This is a genomic window from Bradyrhizobium sp. USDA 4341 (assembly GCF_054063755.1).
In genome coordinates this window covers 8,660,907-8,679,247 of record NZ_JBSSGO010000002.1, presented here as the reverse complement: position 1 = coordinate 8,679,247, position 18,341 = coordinate 8,660,907, and the positions used below count along the sequence as shown (strand labels likewise).

Below are 18,341 nucleotides of genomic sequence, written 5' to 3'. Positions count from 1 at the left end.
GGCAGATCCTCTTATTTCGCGCCGGGAAGCTTGGTGCCGGTGACCTGCGCATACATCCGCGCCACCGACGCATCGTCGTCGCGGCCCATGCCGGCCGCCGATGTCATCAGGAACATCTGCAGCGCCGCGGCCGAGACCGGCACCGGGAAGCGTGCATTGCGCGCCATGTCCTGGATGATGCCGAGGTCCTTGACGAAGATCTCGACCGCGCTGCGCGGCGCGTAGTCGCCGTCGAGCACATGCGGGATGCGGTTCTCGAACATCCAGGAATTGCCCGCAGAGGCCGTGATCACCTCATAGACCTTCCTGATGTCGAGGCCCTGCTTGGCGGCAAACGCGATCGCCTCCGAGGCGGCCGCGATGTGCACACCGGCCAGCAGCTGGTTGATCATCTTGAACGCGGCGCCCTGCCCTGCGGCATCGCCGAGCTCGTAGAGCTTTGCCGCCATCGCATCCAGCGCCGGCCGCGCCTTCGCGAACGCCGCCGCGCTGCCGGAGGCGAGGATCGTCAATTCGCCCTGAGCCGCGCGCTGCGCGCCGCCGGAGATCGGGGCGTCGAGATAATGCCGGCCGGTCGCCTCGAGCTGTTTCGCGAGGCGCCGCGCGATATCGGGGTCCATGGTCGCCGAGGAGATAAAGACCGCGTCCTTGGCCAGGGTCTCGGCGGCGCCGTCCTTGCCGAACAGGATGGCTTCGGTCTGCGCCGCATTGACGACGACGCTGACGACGATGTCGGCATCCTTGGCCGCCCCGGCCGGCGTTTTTGCACCCTTGCCGCCGTCGGCCACAAAGCGCGCGACGGCATCGGCCGACGCGTCGCAGCCGGTCACCACAAGGCCGGCGCGCTTGAGCGAGGTCGCCATGCCGTATCCCATCGAGCCCAGTCCGATGACGGCGACCTGCGGTGTTGCGGAACTCGACATGCGGCGATCCTCAAATTTTTACTTGATTGCACATGAAACGGGTTTCCACTCTTCCGGATCACGCGCGTTGCTGCTTGCCTATCACGCCTTGGCCGTGCTGCCAAAGCATGAGACAAAGCGGAAAACGGATAGCGCCAAGACAAAAACAGGCGGACGAAACCGGTGGACAAAAGCGGATGAGCGAAACAAAGCTTCGTGAGGATATCTGCCGCTTCGGCCGCTCGCTGTTCGAGCGTGGGCTGACGCCGGGCTCCTCGGGCAATATCAGCGTCCGGCTCGACGACGGCGGCTGGCTGGTGACGCCGACCAACGCCTCGCTCGGTTTCCTCGATCCGGCGAAAATGTCGCGGCTCGACGCCGACGGCCGCCTCATCTCCGGCGATGCCCCGACCAAGGAAGTGCCGCTGCACACCGCGCTCTACCAGACCCGCACCAGCGCCGGCGCGGTGGTGCATCTGCACTCGACCCATTCGGTCGCGCTTTCGATGCTGCCCGAGATCGACCCGCGCGCGGCGCTGCCGGCGATGACGGCCTATTACGTCATGAAATGCGGCCAGACCGCGCTGGTGCCCTATTATCGCCCCGGCGACCCCGCCGTTGCTGACGCGATCAGGGGCCTGGCCGGGAAATATTCATCGGTGCTGCTCGCCAATCACGGCCCCGTCGTCTCCGGCGACACGCTGGAAGCCGCGGTGTTCGCGACCGAGGAGCTGGAGGAAACCGCCAAACTCTATCTGCTGCTGCGCGGGCTAAACCCGCGCTATCTCTCGCCCGAACAGGTTGCGGATTTGACCAGGGCGTTCGGGCTCGTGCTGCCGGATCACCCTCACTAGATCAAGCAAAGGTGAGACATGCGGAGAACGGTCATGATGAGGTTCAAAGGCGTGGCATTCGCGGTTCCGTTCGTCATTGGCCTGGCAGGGTCGACTGCTCGGGCCGAGCAGACCTTGCCGGACCTGCTGGCGGTACAGCTGCGGGCGCAAGGTTATGCCTGCGACAAGCCGCTCAAGGCCGAACGGGACGACAAGCTCTCGAAGCCCGACAACGAGGCCTGGACGCTGACCTGCAGCAACGCGACCTATCGCGTCAGCCGCGTGCCCGACTTGGCCGCGAAGGTCGAGGTCGTCCCCCAAGACCATTCGGACCAGCCCAAACGATGAAATCGGGCGACCGCTCCCACGGGTACCGGCGTCATCCTGAGGTGCGCGCCCCTTCGGCGCGCCTCGAAGGATGGCCGCGGGCGTCCGGGGCTCATCCTTCGAGGCTCGCTCCGCTCGCACCTCAGGATGACGTCTGCGTACGTGGAGGCGTTGCAGAAGTTACAGCCCCAGATACGCCTTGCGCACGTCGGGATTGCCGGTGATCTCGGCGGCGGTGCCCTGCATCAGCACGCGGCCGGTTTGCAGGATGTAGGCGCGGTCGGCGATCTCGAGGCACTCCGCCATGCGCTGCTCGACGATCAGGACCGTCATGCCGGCGTCGCGGATGCGCTTCACGGCCTGGAAGATCTCGTCGACCAGTTTCGGCATGATGCCCTGCGACGGCTCGTCGAGCATCAGAAGCCGCGGCCGCGTCATCAGTGCGCGGCCGATCGCGAGCATCTGCTGCTCGCCGCCGGACAAGGTCTCCGCGCGCTGCTCGAGCCGCTCGCCGAGCCGCGGGAACAGATTGAACACCAGATCGAGCGGCGCGTCGCGGTCGGATTGGCTGCGATAGAGATAGCTGCCGAGCCGCAGATTGTCGCGCACCGAGAGCCGCGGAAACAGCCGGCGGTTCTCCGGCACGAAAGCGATGCCACCCGCGGTGATGACGTGCTGCGGCTGTCCGTCGATCCGCTTGCCGTCGAAGGTGACGGTGCCAGCGCGCGGCCGCTCGGCGCCGGCGATCGATTTCAGCAGCGTCGACTTACCCGCGCCGTTGGCGCCGGCGACGCAGACGATCTCGCCCTTGGTGACGTCGATCGACACCGAGGAGATCGCAACCAGGCCCTGATAGGCGGTGGTGACTTCACGCACCGACAGCATGACGATCCCCGAGATAGGCAGAAATGACTTCTGGATTGCGGACGACCTCGGTCGGCTTGCCCTCGACCAGCACCTTGCCGAGATTGAGAACGATGGCGCGGTCGACCAGCGGCATCACGATTTCCATCACATGCTCGACCATCAGCACGGTGACGCCGGTGGCCCGCACCTTGCGCACCAGCTCGACGCCGGTCTGCGCCTCGACCGGCGTCAGCCCGGTCAGCACTTCGTCGAGCAGCAGCAGCTTCGGTTCGGTGGCGAGCGCACGGGCGACTTCGAGCCGGCGCTTCTCCGACGGGACGAGATCGGCGGCAAGCTTGTCGGCGCGCGCCGCAAGTCCGCAGAACTCCAGGACCTCATAGGCCTTCTGCCGCGCGATACGCATCTTGGTGTTGCGGATCAGCGCGCCGACGATGACGTTGTCGATCACGGTCATGGTCTCGAAACTCTTGACCACCTGGAAGGTGCGCCCGACGCCGCGCTGGCAGCGCTCCGCCGCCGGCAGCTTTGTCACGTCCTCGCCGTCGAAGATGATCGAGCCTTGGGTGGGCGGCAGCACGCCCGCGATCAGATTGAACAGCGTCGACTTGCCGGCGCCGTTCGGGCCGATCAGGCCGACGATCTCGCCGTGGCCGACCGAGATCGAGACGTCGCTGTTGGCGACGAGGCCGCCGAAGCGCTGCCAGACGCCACGGGTTTCCAGGAGCGCCGTCATCGCGCGGCCTCCTTGCGCCCGGAGAGCATGCTGAACACGCTGACAAGCCCCTTCGGCAGTGCCAGCGAGATCGCGACGATCAGCGCGCCATAGACGATCAGGTCGACGCCGCGGCCGGAACCGCCGACGAAGGATCGCGTCAGCTCGGTCAGCGGGATCAGGATCACGGCGCCGAGCACCGGCCCCCACAGCGTGCCGATACCGCCAAGCACCGCGGGCAGCGCCATCAACAGCGAGAACTGGAAACCCATCACGCTTTCGGGATCGATATAGGAGACGAACTGGGCATAGAAGCCGCCGCCGACGGCGACGAGGAAGGCGGAGACCGCCGCCGCGCCCATCTTGGAATTGAACACGACGACGCCGAGGCTCTCGGCCGCATCGGGATTATCCTTCACCGCGCGCCACCAATAGCCCCATTTGGAATCTTCCAGCCACCAGGTGACGAGCCAGGCGACGCAGGCCAGCGCCAGCGCAAAATAGAAGTACGGCAGCTTGGAGCGGGTGAACTGGAATTTCAGCCAGCTGTCGCCGCGCACCGGGATATCGATGCCGAGGGCTGCGCCCGCCCAATCCCAGTTCTGGATCAGCAGCAGCGCGATCTCGGCGATCACGATGGTCGCGATCACGAAATAATGCCCGCGCAGGCGGAAGCAGGGATAGCCGAGCGCCATCGCGATCACGGCGGAGATCGCCCCGCCCGCCAGCATGCCGAACCACGGCAGCACGCCGAACTTGGTGAACAGCAGCGCGGTGGTGTAGGCGCCGAGCCCGAAATACAGCGCATGGCCGAGCGAGATCTGTCCACAATAGCCGGACAGGATGTTCCAGCTCTGCGACAGCGCGGCATACATCAGGGTCAAGACCATGATGTTCTGGATGTAGACGTCCTTGACGAACAGCGGCACTAACGCTGCGATCGCCGCAAGGCAGGCCGCCACGATCAGGTCACGCCTGCGGCGTTGGGCGAAGTGGGTGTCCATCACATCGATCCGAACAGGCCACGCGGGCGGATGAAGACGACCAGGAGATAGACGGCATAGATGCCGACCGATTTCAGCGACGGCGGCAGGATCATCGCGGTGGTCGCCTCGACCAGGCCGACGATGATGCCGCCAGCAAAGGCGCCGAACACGCTGCCGAAGCCGCCGAGCGCCACGGTGACGTAGGCGATCAGCGCAAACGACGCGCCGACGTCGGGATAGACATAGAAGAAGATCGCCATGATGGCGCCGGCCAGGCCGACCAGCGCGGCACCAAGGCCCCAGCCGAGCGCGAACACCCGGTTCTTGTCGATGCCGACCAGCGCCACCGCGCCGGCGTCCTCGCGCGTCGCCTCGAGCGCGCGGCCGAAATCGGTACGATTGATGAAGAAGTAGAGCGCCACGAAGGCCGCGATCGACAGCATCGCGCCGATCAGCTGCGGCTCCGGCAGATAGATGCCGGCGATCGAGATCGTCTTGCCGCCGACCCAGGAGTTGGTGACGCTGCGGTAGTCGGGCGTGAAGAAGAACTGGGCGAGGCCCCGCATCACGATCGCAAGGCCGAAGGTGGAAAAGATCTGCACCATGCCGGCATTGGCCTTGGCGCGCATCGCGAAGCGGACCACTAGCAGGTAGACCACCGCGCCGAACACGAACAACGCCGCGGCGACCAGCGGCGCCGCGAGCAAGGGATCGATCGCGAAGAACGCGAACAGGAAGAAGGTCGCGTACATCGCGATCATCAGGAACTCGCCGTGCGCAAAATTCACGACGTCCATCAATCCGAAGATCAATGCGAGGCCGGCGGCGATCAGTCCGTAGAGCAACCCCATCAGGAGGCCGCTCGCCAAACTCTGGATAATGGTCTCGGCTGTCACCGCTGTGCCCCAGTCAACATGTGTCTCCCGCGTCGTCCTGGCGAAGGCCAGGACCCATAACCACAAATGCATCGGTAGCAGGACCAACAACCAATCATCGCAAAACGCCTGCCTGTGTTACGCGATGAGTGCACGCACTCGCGCGGGGGTCCCGGGTCGCGCTTCGCTTGCCCCGGACGACGGTGAGAAAGCGCCCAAACGATCAGCTGTTCATCGGCCAGATCGCCTCGGAGACGGCGGCCTGTTCCGGGAAGATCGTCACGAAATTCTTCGCGGTGTATTGCAGCAGCACCGGATCGGCGAAGTTGTTCTGCCCCATCTCGTCGAACTTGACGCGCCGCCACGGCATGATGGTCACGTCGCCCGGCATGTCGGTGGCGACTAGCGCCTCGCGGATCTTCTCGCCGTCGGTCGACTTGGCGCGGTTGATGGCGTCGGCCATCACGATCAGGCCCATGAACTGGCGCGACGAGTAGTCGTTGAAGTCCTTGCCCGACTTGGCGCGGTACATCTCGTTGATGAGACCGACCATCGGCCGCTTCTGCGCCAGGTCGAGCGAGAAGCTGCCGCGCGAGATCACCCCCTCGAGCTTGTCGCCGACCGCATCATAGGTCGCCTTCTCCGAGAAGCCGGCATCCTGCGCCATGATGTTCTTCGGCTTGTAGCCGAGCTCGGCCATGGTCTTGACCAGCAGGATCGAGTCGGTGGTGTAGCTCGACGGCATCAGCACGTCGGCATTGGCCGCCTTGAGCTGCTGCACCTCGGCGGTCAGCGACGGCGAGTTGGCGCGATACTTGATGTCGGCCACGATCTTGTAGCCGCGCTCGCCGGCGAGCTTGGTCTGGGCGTTCGCCGAATCGGTGCCGAAGATGGTGTCCTCGTGGAACAGCGCCAGCGTCTCGATCTTCTGGCCCTTCTTCTTCATCGCATCGAAGAAGTCGAACATCGCGGCCGAGAACATCTCGTCATGCGGTGAGGCGCGGAAATAATACTTCAGGCCGCGGCGATGCAGGCTCGGCGAGGAATTGTCGGCCGAGATGAACGGAACGCCGTAGCGCTCGCAGGTCTGGCTGACAGTGACGGCCACCGCGCTCTGATAGGTGCCGACGACGGCGCGGACCTTTTCCTGGGTGATCAGCCGCTCGGTCTCGGCGCGGCCTTTCTGGGGATCGGCCTGGTGATCGGCGAACACCAGGCGGACCTTGGCGCCGCCGAGGCCGGACAGGCCTTCGCCCTTGGCGAGCGGCAGCGCGAAATCATAGTTCTTGTTGATGATCTCGGCCGCGGTATTGAAGGCGTGCTGCGCGTCGACGCCGATCGCGGCGCTGGAGCCGGACAGCGGATAGATCACGCCGATTGCCACTTCGCTTGTCTGCGCGCGCGCGGCCATCGGACCGAGCGCAGCGGCGGCAGTGGCACCCAGCAACACGTTACGGCGAGAGATCGTCATCGAAATTCCCCTTAGGTCAGCTTGTCATTATCGATGTGATGCTTGTAGCGCGCAGTAAAGCCTCAATGAATTGCACGAATTGCCTATTCAGAGCACAGCCAGCTGCTTGTTCCTGAGATCGGTCACCAGCATCAGGCCCGGCGAATGCGTGATCGCGAACGGCAGCTTCGCACTTGCGATCACCGATTGCGGCGTCACGCCACAGGCCCAGAACACCGGGATCTCGTCATCGGCCACCGGCACCGGATCGCCATAGTCGGGCTTGGCGATATCCTTGATGCCGATCGCATGCGGGTGGCCGAGATGAACCGGCGCGCCATGCACCGACGGGAAGCGCGAGGTGATCTGCACCGCGCGGATCGCATCCGCCGGCTTGAACGGGCGCATCGACACCACCATCGGTCCCGCGAACGGCCCCGACGGCTGGCAGGCGATGTTGGTCCGATACATTGGCACACGCAGGTTGCGTTCGATGTGACGGATCGGCAGCCCGTCCTCCAGCAGCGCTTCCTCGAACGAATAGGAGCAGCCGAGCACGAAGGTGACGAGATCGTCGCGCCAGTATTTGGTGATGTCAGTCGGCTCGTCCGCTACCTCGCCGTCGCGCCAGACCCGGTAGCGCGGCACGTCGGTGCGGATGTCGAGGTCGAGGCCGAGCGCGGGGATTCTGGGATCGCCAACGTCGGACATGCCGATGATCGGGCACGGTTTTGGATTGAGCTGGCAGAAGCGGTGGAAGGCGCCGGCGAGTTTCTCCGGCAGGATCGCCAGATTGCCCTGGACGAAACCGTTGGCGAGCCCGGCTGTGGTGGCCGAGGCCATGCCGTTGCGGCTGGCGCGCCGCGCTTCGACGCTCGCCAGCACCCCCTGAGATCGCTGCACTGCCGCAAAAACAGTCATGGGATTCTCCTGCCCATAATCTCGACAAGGACAAACCAACACCAAGCGTGATATAATGTCTAATCGTCCTTTCTAATCAAAATCGATAAATAGGATTTATCGATCGGGGATATGCTTCCAATGACGGACTTCCGCTCGATCGAAACCTTCCTCTGGGTCGTCAAGCTCGGCAGCTTCCGCGGCGCCGCCCAGCGGCTCAACACCACCCAGCCGGCGATCTCCCAGCGCATCGCCCAGCTCGAGCGCGAGATGGGGGTCAAGCTGTTGAACCGCGATCACCGGGTGGCGTCGCCGACGCCGAGCGGGCGGCTGATGATGACCTACGCCGAGAAGCTGATCGGCTTGCGCTCGGAGATGATGGCGGAGGTCGGCGACCGCTCGGCGATGCGCGGCGCACTGCGGCTCGGTGTCGCGGAGACCATCGTGCACACCTGGTTGCCGCGGCTGGTCAAGAGCGTCAACGAGATCTACCCGAACCTGTCGCTGGAGATCGAGGTCGACATCACGCCGAACCTGACCCCGCGGCTGCTGGCGCAGGAGATCGAGCTCGCCTTCGTGCTCGGACCGGTCTCGGCATCCGGCGCGCACAATCATGTGCTGTGCGATTACCCGATCGGTTTCCTGGCGAGCCCGTCGCTCGGCCTCGGCTCCGGGCCGGTGGCGCGGCGGGATCTGGCGCGGTTTCCGATCATCACATTTCCGCGCAAGACCCAGCCCTATGAGACCGTGCGCGCGCTGTTCAACGCCCCGGACCTGCCGCCGATCCGGCTGCACGCCTCGACGTCGCTCGCGACCGTGATCCACATGGCCAATGAAGGGCTTGGCATTGCCGTCATTCCATCGGCGATCGTCGAGAACGAGCTCGCCGACGGACGCTTGCAACTGCTCGATACCGACCTCAAGCTGCCGCCCCTCACCTTCACCGCGAGCTGGCTCGCTTCGCCCGATGCGGTCGCTATCGAGCGCGTCGCCCATCTCGCCAGGCAGATCGCGCAGGCGAGCGTGGCGGTTGACGCGGTGGAAGCGGCGCGCCATTGAACGAGTGCCGGATAATCAAACGTCATTCCGGGGCGGCTCGAAGAGCCGAACCCGGAATCTCGAGATTCCGGGCCTGGTCCTTCGGACCGCCCCGGAAAGACAGCTGAAATGGACTGACGACATGAGCCGAGCCGCCACCAACCTGCAGATCGATTCCGCCCGCCTCTGGGGCACCATCCACGAAACCGCGCAGTTCGGTGCAACGCCAAAGGGCGGCGTGCGGCGGCTGACCTTGAGCGCCGAAGACAAGCAGGTGCGCGACTGGTTCCGCAAGGCGTGCGAGAGCGCCGGCCTCGAGGTGCAGGTCGATGCGCTCGGCTCGATGTTCGGACTGCGGAAAGGACGGGATATGTCGAAGCCACCGATCGGCGTCGGCTCACATCTCGACACCCAGCCGACCGGCGGCAAATATGACGGCATCCTCGGCACGCTGGCCGGGCTCGAACTGGTGCGCACGCTCAACGATGCCGGCATCGAGACCGAGCTGCCGATCTGCATCTGCAACTGGACCAACGAAGAAGGCTCGCGCTTTGCGCCGGCGATGATGGCCTCGGCCGCCTATGTCGGCGATTTCACCACCGACGACATTCTGTCGCGCAAGGACGCCGAAGGCGTCACGGTGGCGCAGGCGCTGGACTCGATCGGCTATCGCGGCGATGCCCCGGTCGGCCGCCAGAAGTTCACCAGCTTCATCGAGCTGCACATCGAGCAGGGCCCGATCCTGGAGGCCGAGGGCAAGACCATCGGCGTGGTCGATTCCGGCCAGGGCGTGTTGTGGTACGACGGCAAGATCACAGGTTTCGAGAGCCACGCCGGCTCGACCCCGATGCCGCTGCGCCGCGATGCGCTGGCGACGCTGTCGGAGATCGTGCTGGCGATGGAAAGCATTGCCAGGAAGCATGGCCCGAAGGCGGTAGGCACCATCGGCGAGGCCGTGATCGCAGCGCCCTCGCGCAACGTCATCCCCGGCGAGATCGCCTTCACGGTGGATTGCCGCAGCGCCGACGCCGCGATCATGGACGCGCTGGATCGCGACCTCCGTGCAGCCGTCACCGAGATCGCCGCGCGGCGCAAGGTCGAGGTCCAGCTCGATCTGGTCTGGCGCAAGGCGCCGACGCATTTCGACCCGAAGCTGGTCGACGCGGTGGAGAACGCGGCCCAGCAGCTCGGCTATTCGCACCGCCGCATCACCTCCGGCGCCGGCCACGACGCCTGCAACCTCAACACGGTGATGCCGGCGGCGATGGTGTTCGTGCCCTGCAAGGACGGCATCAGCCATAACGAGCTGGAAGACGCCACGCAGACCGATTGCGCCGCCGGCGCCAACGTCCTGATGCATACGGTGCTGGCGCTCGCCGGCGTCGCATCCTGATCATCCTTTCTTCCTTCGATGGAGGCTTTCGTGCGCGCAGTGTTTGTCGACGCCAATGAATCGCTCGCTGTCATCACGGAGCGATTGGAGAAGTCAGGCGATCCCCAGATGCGGATCAACCGCAACCCGGACATCAAGTCCGAGGATTATCCGGCGGTGCTCGACGGCGCCGAGATCGCGGTCGTCGACCACACCGCGCTGCCGACCGACGTCGCGAAGAAGTGCGCCGGCCTGAAGCATGTCGTGTTCCTCGGCACCGGCGCACGCAGCTACATGAATCCGGAAGAGCTCGCCGAGCTCGGCATCTCCGTGCATCTGATCAAGGGCTATGGCGACACCGCGGTTGCGGAATCCGCGATCGCGCTGATGTGGTCGTCGGCGCGGGTGATCGCACAGATGGACCGCGAGATGCGCGCCGGCAACTGGCTGCGCGAGGACGGCATGCAGCTCACCGGCAAGACGCTCGGCCTGGTCGGCTTCGGCGGCATCGCCGCCGAGGTCGCCCGCATCGCGCTCGGCAGCGGCATGAAGGTGATTGCCTGGAACCGGTCGCCGAAGAGCCACCCGGGCGTCGAATTCACCGAGCTCGACACCGTGCTGGCAAACAGCGACGTGGTCTCGATCCATCTCTTGCTGAACGACGAGACCCGCGGCCTGATCACGCGCGACAAGATCGCCAAGATGAAAAAGGGCGTGGTGCTGATCAACACCGCCCGCGGCGCCATCGTCGATGAGCAGGCGATGATCGATGCGCTCAACTCCGGCCAGATCCGCCACGCCGGCCTCGACGTCTACAACATCGAGCCGCTGCCGAAGGATCACCCGCTCACGAAGATCCCGAACGTGACGCTGTCGGCGCACTCCGCCTTCCGCACGCCCGAGGCGAGCGAGAACCTGATCCACGCGGCATGGGAGCATTGCCGACGGATCGTGAAGGGGTAGACCGTAGGGCGGGTTAGCGAAGCGTAACCCGCCGACTTTGTGCTCAAGGAAAGAAATGGTGGGCCTTCGGCTGACCCACCCTACGCAGACCGCGAAGCAATCAATATCGAAGTCGTACTGGACAAGCGAGCGTAGCGAGCGCGATCCAGGACCCATTACCACCTGCCTGCGTCATCGCGCAGGGCGGTGGCTAGACCTCTCAAGACAACAAGCATTCGGGGTAATGGGTCCTGGCTTTCGCCAGGACGACCCCATGGTTGACAGCGAACCTAGTCCACCATCTCCGCCACCGCCTTGCCGCACGCCGTGGTGTCGGCGTTGCCGCCGAGGTCGCGGGTGCGCAGCGTGCGTTCGCCGAGCGTGCGCTCGATCGCGCTGACGATGGCGCCAGCTGCCTGCTTCTCGCCGAGGTGCTCCAGCATCATCGCGCCCGACCAGATCATGCCGATCGGATTGGCGATGCCCTGGCCCGCGATGTCAGGCGCCGAGCCGTGCACCGGCTCGAACACCGAGGGGAAATCGCCTTCCGGATTGATGTTGCCCGACGGCGCGATGCCGATCGTGCCGGTGCAGGCAGGGCCGAGGTCGGAGAGGATATCCCCGAACAGATTGGAGCCGACCACGACGTCGAACCAGTCCGGATGCAGCACGAAGTTCGCGGTGAGAATGTCGATGTGGTACTTGTCCCACTTCACACCGGGATACTTCTTGGCCATCGCCTCCACGCGCTCGTCCCAATAGGGCATGGTGATGGAGATGCCGTTCGACTTGGTCGCCGAGGTCAGATGCTTCTTCGGCCGCGACTGCGCGAGATCGAATGCGAATTTCAGGATGCGGTCGACGCCAATGCGGGTCATCACGGTCTGCTGCGTGACGAACTCGCGGTCGGTGTCCGGGAACATGCGGCCGCCGACGGAGGAGTACTCGCCCTCGGTGTTCTCGCGCACCACCCAGAAGTCGATGTCGCCGGGCTTGCGGTTTGCCAGCGGCGACGGCACGCCGGGCATCAGCCGCACCGGGCGCAAGTTGACGTACTGGTCGAACTCGCGGCGGAATTTGATCAGCGAACCCCACAGCGAGATGTGATCCGGGATCTTGGCCGGCCAGCCGACCGCACCAAAGTAGATCGCGTCATGCTTGCCGATCTGAGCCTTCCAGTCGGCCGGCATCATCTCGCCGTGCTTCTCGTAATAGTCGTAGGAGGCGAAGTCGAAATGGTCGAACTTCACGTCGACGCCGTGCTTCTTCGCCGCCGCCTCGATGACGCGCAGGCCCTCCGGCATCACTTCCTTGCCGATGCCGTCACCGGGAATGACCGCAATCCGATACTGCTTTTTTGCGCTGCTCATCGAGAACACCCTTGTGATTTGCCCGGCCGGCAATGCCGCCTATCCTGATGGTCCTGCAATGGACCAAACTTCGCGCGAGCGCAACGCTGCAGTGCAGTGTTGACCGCGGCGCGACCCTGCCCCACCAATTTCGCTGACATCCATTCCTCATACCAAAGCGAGACATCCCATGGATCTGCATCTGCGCGGCAAACGTGTCCTGATCACCGGCGCTTCCAAGGGCATTGGCGCGGCCGCCGCCGAAGCCTTTGCCGAGGAAGGCGCCAATTTGCTGCTCGCCGCCCGCAACGGCGAGCAATTGAAGGCGCTGGCCGAGCGGCTGCGCTCCGCGCACCAGATCGATGCCGCGATCAGCGTCGTCGACCTGCGCAAATCCGAAGATCTGGCGCGATTGGCAAAAGAGGCTGCCGACATCGACATCCTCGTCAACAACGCCGGCGACATCCCGGGCGGCTCGATCGACAAGATCGACGAGGCGACCTGGCGGCACGCCTGGGAGCTCAAGGTGTTCGGCTACGTCAATTTGACCCGCGCCATCTATGCCCAGATGAAGGCGCGCGGCGGCGGTGTGATCGTCAACGACATCGGCGCAGCCGGCGAGAAGTTCGACGCCAATTACATCTGCGGCAGCGCCGGCAATGCGGCGCTGATGTCGTTCACCCGCGCGCTCGGCGGCAAGAGCCTCGCCGACAACATCCGCGTCGTCGGCATCAACCCCGGCCCGGTCGGCACCGACCGCCACGTCACGCTGCTCAAGACCCGCGCCAAGAACCAGTTCGGCGACGAGAGCCGCTACACGGAATTCCAGAAGGGCCTGCCGCTCGGCCGCCCCGCGCATGCGCGCGAGATCGGCGACCTGATGGCGTTCCTGGCGTCCGATCGTGCAGGCTATACGTCGGGCGTGATCTATACGGTGGATGGCGGGCTGACGTCGGGGTGGGGATAACTCTCTCCGCGTCATTGCGAGCGAAGCGAAGCAATCCATAGTCCCACAGCGGGAACATGGATTGCTTCGTCGCTCCGCTCCTCGCAATGACGGGTTACGACGCAGTCCGTTCAAACAACTGCCGGATCAGCGTGGTGATGCGGCCTTGCGGCGCCAGCATCTGGTTCAAAATCGAGAAGTGGTCGGCCCCCGCGATCTCCTCATAGGTCACCGGTAAGCCGTAGCGGGCGCGATGGCCGGCGAAATCGGCGGTCTGCTTGCGCAGCAGCGGCAGTTCGGCGCTGCCGACCACCAGCGACAGCGGTTTTGCCGTGCCGCCTTGCTGCATCATGGGCGAATTGCGCCGTGAGGCGGCTTCGTCGAGCCTGAGCTTCTCGTTGAGGTAGGAATGCCGGATCGGCTCGAGGTCATAGATGCCCGAGATCGCCATGCCGGCCCGGACATGGGCGTTCGACAACGCCATCGATGTCAGATGGCCGCCGGCCGACCAGCCCGACACGACGATGCCTTCGGCAGCGGCACCGAGCGCGGGCAACTGCCCGGCAAGAAAATCGATGCCCGCGTGAATCTCGGCGACGATGTCATCGAGCGTCGCATCCGGCGCCAGTGTGTAGCCGATCAGGGCCACATTGATGCCGTGCACCATCGGCCCCTCGGCAAAGATCGTGAACACCTCCTTGGCGCGGGTCTGCCAATAGCCGCCGTGGACGAACAGCAACGTCGACGCGCGATCGCGGGCTTTGAGGAAATCGATCCGGTTGCGCTCACGCGGACCGTATCGGAGGTCGAGATGCTCGGGATGCTTCTGCCGCAGCGCCGCGGAGCGCTGCTCCCAGCCGGCGGCGATCTCGGCGCTGCCCTTGACGGCAACGCCGTTGTTCAACCCGAGGTCCCGCTCCTGCTGGCTCATCGCGCGCCAGTCCAGCGCGGAAAACAACGCTGCCATCCCTGCCCCTTCGGTTCTCGTCGCATTGCCACGACGGCAGGAAATGTTCTACAGCACAAGCAAACAGAAGACATAGGAGCAACGGCGCATGGCTGATCAGGGCTTGGTGAAGGAAACGGCGTGTGCCGTCGTCGCGAAACTGAAAGCCGGCGACGTCACGTCGCTCGACCTGCTCGATGTACTGGAAAAGCGCATTGCCGAGGTCGACGGCAAGGTCAACGCGCTGCCGACGCTCTGCTTCGACCGCGCACGCAGCCACGCCAAGGCCCTGATGCAGAAGCCGGCCAGCGAGCGCGGCCTGCTCGCGGGTCTTCCGGTCCCGATCAAGGACCTCACCGCCGTCTCCGGCGTGCTGACCACGCTGGGCTCGCCGATCTTCAAGGACAACATCCCCGCCAAGTCGGACATCCTGGTCGAGCGCCTCGAACAGAACGGCGGCGTGATCTACGCCAAGTCGAACACGCCGGAATTCGGCGCCGGCGCCAACACCTTCAACGAGGTGTTCGGCCCGACCCGCAATCCCTGGGACACATCGCGCTCGGCGGCCGGCTCCTCCGGCGGCGCCGCGGCGGCACTGGCCAGCGGCACCGCGTGGCTCGCGCACGGCTCCGACATGGGTGGCAGCTTGCGCAACCCGGCGAGCTTCTGCGGCGTCGTAGGCCTCCGGCCGTCGATCGGCCGGGTCGCCCACACGCCGAAATTCGGGGTCGACCGCACGCTCGGCGTGCAGGGACCGATGGCGCGCAATGTCGAGGACCTCGCGCTGCTGCTCGACGCAATGAGCGGCGAGCATGCGGCCGATCCGCTGTCGCTGCCGGTGCTGCCGACCTCGTTCCTGTCCGCGGTGCGCTCGAACCGGAAGCCGAAGCGCATCGCCTACTCGCCCGATCTCGGCATCACGCCGGTTGATCCAGAGGTCAAGGCCGTGACCCGCAAGGCCGCGGAGCGTTTCGCGGAAGCCGGCGCGATCGTCGAGGAGGCGCATCCCGACTTCCGCGAAGCCCATGAATGCTTCCACGTGCTGCGCGCATTCGATTTCGCGATCAGCAAGGCCGAATTGCTGCGCACCAAGCGCGACCTGCTCAAGCCCGAAGTGATCTGGAACATCGAGGAAGGGCTAAAGCTCACCGTCGAGAAGCTCGAGCGCGCCGAGGCGCAGCGTGTGGCGATGACCGCGCGTGCGCTTGAATTCTTCGAGCGATACGATTTGCTGCTGGCGCCCGCGACCATCGTGCCGCCATTCCCGGTCGAGAATCGCTATGTCGCCGAATGCGACGGCAAGAAGTTCGACAATTACGTCGAATGGCTCGGCATCGTCTATGCGATCACGCTGGCCTGCTGCCCGGCGCTGTCGCTGCCCTGCGGCTTCACCGCGTCGGGCTTGCCGGTCGGTCTGCAGATGGTGGCCAAGCCCCGCGCCGAAGCGCAACTTCTGGCCGGCGCGAAAGTGCTGGAGGACATTCTGGGCGTGCGTGGTACCACCCCGATCGATCCGCGCGCGCCGAGATAAGGCGTTCTACGCCTTTTCTTCCGTCGCATGCAGCGCGACGGTGAGTGCGAGCTTGGTCTGCTCGACGATCTCGTCCATCAGTTCCTCGCGGCTGATCCGGCCGACCTCGCCGGTGAGCAGGCCCTGCTCGGCGAGCATCACGATGCCGTGCAGCCCAGCCCAGATCTTCAGCGCCTGCCGCTCGCGCAACAGCCCGACCGCCGGCGCCTCGAACGACTCGATCAACAGCGCCAGCGTTTCCATCGCTGCGACGTGCAGCTCGCTGCCGACGGGCGCGCAGGCCATGGTTCTGGACGCGAACATCAACCGGTAGATGCCGTGGCGCTCGAGCCCGAAGGCCAGCGCAGCTTGGGCAAAGCGCGACAGTTTCGAGCCCTTGCCGGGCTGCTCGATCGCCTCGCGCATGATCACGTTGAACTGCCGGAACGCTTCCGCGGTCACCGCTTCCAGCAACGCCTCACGGTCGGCGAAATGCCGGTACGGCGCCGGCTGCGAGACGCCGAGCTGCCTGGCCAGCGCCTTGATGCTGATCGCTTCGGGGCCACCGAGCTCGACCTCGCGTAACGCCGCCTGAATCAGGGCTTCGCGGAGGTCGCCATGGTGGTAGGTTTTCAACGGCTTACGAACGATTTGTCCCATTGCGGCAATGATCGCTGAATTTTCGCTTGACGCGCAAGCATGACGATAATGTAATATGCTATAACTTGGCGATCCGGTTAAGAGGCCGGCCGCCCAAGCAAGCTGGAACTTGCATAAACTAAAATGAGGAACCCGGCGCGCCCATCCGTGCGCCAGAGCCGAGGGAGAGTGCTTGCATGTCCAAGCTCAGAATCCGCGTCGACCAGGACAAGTGCCAGGGTCACGCCCGCTGCAAATCGCTCGCCCCCGAACTGTTCGAGCTCGACGAATACGGCAACGCCCATGAAGTCGGCGACGGGACCGTTCCGGCCGGGCTCGAGGACAAGGCCTGGCTCGCGCAGACCAACTGCCCGGAAATCGCGATCGAAGTCACCGAGGAATAGCGGCCAGCAGGGATGGCCGGGTGCCTCCCGTTGAGCCGACCAGCGTTTTGATCGAACGAGAAGGAAACGAGCTGATGTCCGATTCCCCGTCCGCGACCTATCTGCCCGAACATCCCCCGGTCACCGACTGGGTCCATGATTTCGACCATACCGATCCGGTCTGGACCGACGACCCGTTCCCGATCTGGGAGACGCTGCGCACCGCCTCGCCGGTCGTGCACACCGAGCGCTTCCTCGGCTGCTACATGCCGACCACCTATCAGGCGGTGAAGGAGATCGCCTACGACACCGAGCACTTCTCTTCGCGCCGCGTCATCGTGCGCGATATGCGCCCCGAGATCACGGCCCGTGCGCCGCCGATCACCTCCGATCCGCCGGAGCACAAGCCCGCCAAGCAGGTGCTGCTGCCGCCCTTCACGCCGGACGCGATGAAGCGGCTGGAGCCGCGGGTGCGCGCGATCTGCAACGAGCTGATCGACGAATTCATCGCCGATGGCCATTGCGACGCCGCGGCGCGCTACACCAAGCACATCCCGGTCCGCGCCATCGCGCACATGCTGGGAATCCCCGAGAAGGACGGCGACCTCTTCATCAAGTGGATCCACCAGATCCTCGAGCTCGGCATCAAGGACGAGAACGAGATGATGAACGGCGTGCGCGAGATGACCGGCTACTTCATGGCTCATCTCGAGCAGCGCAAGCTTGAGCCGGGCGACGATCTGATCTCGCAGCTCTTGCGGGCCAAGGGCCCCGGCGGCCAGCCGCTGACCGACGAGCATGTGTTGGGCTCGCTGCGGCTGCTTTTGATCGCCGGCATCGACACCACCTGGAGCGCGCTCGGCTCCTCGCTCTGGCACCTCGCCAAGACGCCCGCCGATCGCGAGCGCCTGGTCGCGGAGCCGGCGCTGATCCCGACCGCGATCGAGGAATTCCTGCGCGCCTATTCGCCGGTGACGATGGCGCGCGAGGTGATGAAGGAGACCACGATCTCCGGCTGCCCGGTCAAGGCCGGCAACATGGTGCTGCTGTCGTTCCCCGCGGCCAACCGCGACCCCGCCATGTTCCCCGACGCGGACAAGGTCGTGATCGACCGCAAGGAGAACCGCCACGCCGCTTTCGGCCTCGGCATCCACCGCTGCGTCGGTTCCAACCTGGCGCGGATGGAGATGCAGGTGGCGATCGAGGAATGGCTGAAGCGGATTCCGGATTTCCGCCTCGACCCGGCCGGCAAGGTCACCTGGTCGGAAGGCACGGTGCGCGGCCCGCGTCAACTGCCCGTTCTGTTCGGCAAGAACGCCTAAAGGAACAGGACAGCTGTTACATCGCACCACGCAAATGAGATA

19 protein-coding genes are annotated in these 18,341 nt (G+C 65.0%); 9 read left to right on the top strand and 10 right to left on the bottom strand.

The annotated features are described in order from the left end of the window. Positions 1-11: 11 nt before the first annotated feature. Entirely contained in the window at positions 12-923 is a 912-nt protein-coding gene (gene ltnD, locus ACVIGB_RS46450; RefSeq protein ID WP_456724220.1) for an L-threonate dehydrogenase, read from the bottom strand. 176 nt (positions 924-1,099) lie between these two features. Here ltnD and otnC point away from each other — a divergent pair, with 176 nt between their 5' ends. Both otnC and ACVIGB_RS46440 read left to right on the top strand, forming a co-directional pair. Continuing rightward, positions 1,100-1,756, top strand: coding sequence for a 3-oxo-tetronate 4-phosphate decarboxylase (gene otnC, locus ACVIGB_RS46445; protein WP_456724221.1), 657 nt, complete (start codon positions 1,100-1,102; stop codon positions 1,754-1,756). Positions 1,757-1,789: 33 nt separating this feature from the next. Further along, complete coding sequence (locus ACVIGB_RS46440; RefSeq protein WP_092125050.1) at positions 1,790-2,083, top strand: hypothetical protein; 294 nt, start codon at positions 1,790-1,792, stop codon at positions 2,081-2,083. A 159-nt stretch (positions 2,084-2,242) separates the two neighbouring features. Here ACVIGB_RS46440 and ACVIGB_RS46435 read toward each other — a convergent pair whose 3' ends face one another. The 6 genes from ACVIGB_RS46435 to ACVIGB_RS46410 form a co-directional block, all read right to left on the bottom strand. Continuing rightward, positions 2,243-2,947, bottom strand: a complete 705-nt coding sequence (locus ACVIGB_RS46435) for an ABC transporter ATP-binding protein (protein ID WP_092125049.1) — start codon at positions 2,945-2,947, stop codon at positions 2,243-2,245. Then, complete coding sequence (locus tag ACVIGB_RS46430; RefSeq protein WP_456724222.1) at positions 2,931-3,662, bottom strand: ABC transporter ATP-binding protein; 732 nt, start codon at positions 3,660-3,662, stop codon at positions 2,931-2,933. Before ACVIGB_RS46430 ends, ACVIGB_RS46435 begins: the two co-directional genes overlap by 17 nt. Further along, on the bottom strand, positions 3,659-4,645 hold the full coding sequence (locus ACVIGB_RS46425; protein WP_456724223.1) for a branched-chain amino acid ABC transporter permease: 987 nt from the start codon (positions 4,643-4,645) through the stop codon (positions 3,659-3,661). Before ACVIGB_RS46425 ends, ACVIGB_RS46430 begins: the two co-directional genes overlap by 4 nt. Further along, positions 4,645-5,523 carry a branched-chain amino acid ABC transporter permease gene (locus ACVIGB_RS46420; RefSeq protein ID WP_176532651.1) on the bottom strand — a complete coding sequence of 293 codons (879 nt, stop codon included), beginning with the start codon at positions 5,521-5,523 and terminating at the stop codon, positions 4,645-4,647. Before ACVIGB_RS46420 ends, ACVIGB_RS46425 begins: the two co-directional genes overlap by 1 nt. Before the next feature lie 202 nt (positions 5,524-5,725). After that, complete coding sequence (locus ACVIGB_RS46415) at positions 5,726-6,973, bottom strand: ABC transporter substrate-binding protein (RefSeq protein ID WP_456724224.1); 1,248 nt, start codon at positions 6,971-6,973, stop codon at positions 5,726-5,728. 87 nt (positions 6,974-7,060) lie between these two features. Then, the gene (locus ACVIGB_RS46410) at positions 7,061-7,873 is read right to left on the bottom strand and encodes a putative hydro-lyase (RefSeq protein WP_456724225.1); all 813 of its coding nucleotides are present in this window, start codon (positions 7,871-7,873) and stop codon (positions 7,061-7,063) included. 120 nt (positions 7,874-7,993) lie between these two features. Between ACVIGB_RS46410 and ACVIGB_RS46405 the strand changes: the two genes are divergently transcribed. The 3 genes from ACVIGB_RS46405 to ACVIGB_RS46395 all read left to right on the top strand — a co-directional run bounded on the left by ACVIGB_RS46405 (position 7,994) and on the right by ACVIGB_RS46395 (position 11,225). Next, on the top strand, positions 7,994-8,911 hold the full coding sequence (locus ACVIGB_RS46405) for a LysR family transcriptional regulator (RefSeq protein WP_092125043.1): 918 nt from the start codon (positions 7,994-7,996) through the stop codon (positions 8,909-8,911). A 121-nt stretch (positions 8,912-9,032) separates the two neighbouring features. After that, on the top strand, positions 9,033-10,283 hold the full coding sequence (locus tag ACVIGB_RS46400; RefSeq protein ID WP_456724226.1) for an allantoate amidohydrolase: 1,251 nt from the start codon (positions 9,033-9,035) through the stop codon (positions 10,281-10,283). A 30-nt stretch (positions 10,284-10,313) separates the two neighbouring features. Further along, a complete protein-coding gene (locus tag ACVIGB_RS46395; protein ID WP_456724227.1) occupies positions 10,314-11,225 on the top strand; it encodes an NAD(P)-dependent oxidoreductase in 912 nt (303 codons plus the stop codon). Between the two features lie 269 nt (positions 11,226-11,494). Here ACVIGB_RS46395 and ACVIGB_RS46390 read toward each other — a convergent pair whose 3' ends face one another. Next, positions 11,495-12,574 carry a tartrate dehydrogenase gene (locus ACVIGB_RS46390; RefSeq protein ID WP_456724228.1) on the bottom strand — a complete coding sequence of 360 codons (1,080 nt, stop codon included), beginning with the start codon at positions 12,572-12,574 and terminating at the stop codon, positions 11,495-11,497. Between the two features lie 169 nt (positions 12,575-12,743). Between ACVIGB_RS46390 and ACVIGB_RS46385 the strand changes: the two genes are divergently transcribed. After that, entirely contained in the window at positions 12,744-13,520 is a 777-nt protein-coding gene (locus ACVIGB_RS46385) for an SDR family oxidoreductase (RefSeq protein WP_176532658.1), read from the top strand. Between the two features lie 94 nt (positions 13,521-13,614). Here ACVIGB_RS46385 and ACVIGB_RS46380 read toward each other — a convergent pair whose 3' ends face one another. Beyond that, on the bottom strand, positions 13,615-14,466 hold the full coding sequence (locus tag ACVIGB_RS46380; RefSeq protein ID WP_456724229.1) for an alpha/beta hydrolase: 852 nt from the start codon (positions 14,464-14,466) through the stop codon (positions 13,615-13,617). 88 nt (positions 14,467-14,554) lie between these two features. Here ACVIGB_RS46380 and ACVIGB_RS46375 point away from each other — a divergent pair, with 88 nt between their 5' ends. Further along, on the top strand, positions 14,555-15,976 hold the full coding sequence (locus ACVIGB_RS46375; RefSeq protein WP_456724230.1) for an amidase: 1,422 nt from the start codon (positions 14,555-14,557) through the stop codon (positions 15,974-15,976). A 6-nt stretch (positions 15,977-15,982) separates the two neighbouring features. Here the strand turns inward: ACVIGB_RS46375 and ACVIGB_RS46370 are convergent, their stop codons facing one another. Next, entirely contained in the window at positions 15,983-16,615 is a 633-nt protein-coding gene (locus ACVIGB_RS46370) for a TetR/AcrR family transcriptional regulator (RefSeq protein ID WP_456724231.1), read from the bottom strand. Positions 16,616-16,791: 176 nt separating this feature from the next. On the opposite strand from ACVIGB_RS46370, the gene ACVIGB_RS46365 reads away from it, so the two are divergent. Both ACVIGB_RS46365 and ACVIGB_RS46360 read left to right on the top strand, forming a co-directional pair. Continuing rightward, positions 16,792-16,998: a ferredoxin gene (locus tag ACVIGB_RS46365; protein ID WP_016842874.1), complete on the top strand. Its 207-nt coding sequence runs from the start codon at positions 16,792-16,794 to the stop codon at positions 16,996-16,998. Between the two features lie 74 nt (positions 16,999-17,072). Further along, positions 17,073-18,299, top strand: coding sequence for a cytochrome P450 (locus ACVIGB_RS46360; RefSeq protein ID WP_456724232.1), 1,227 nt, complete (start codon positions 17,073-17,075; stop codon positions 18,297-18,299). Positions 18,300-18,341: the final 42 nt, after the last annotated feature.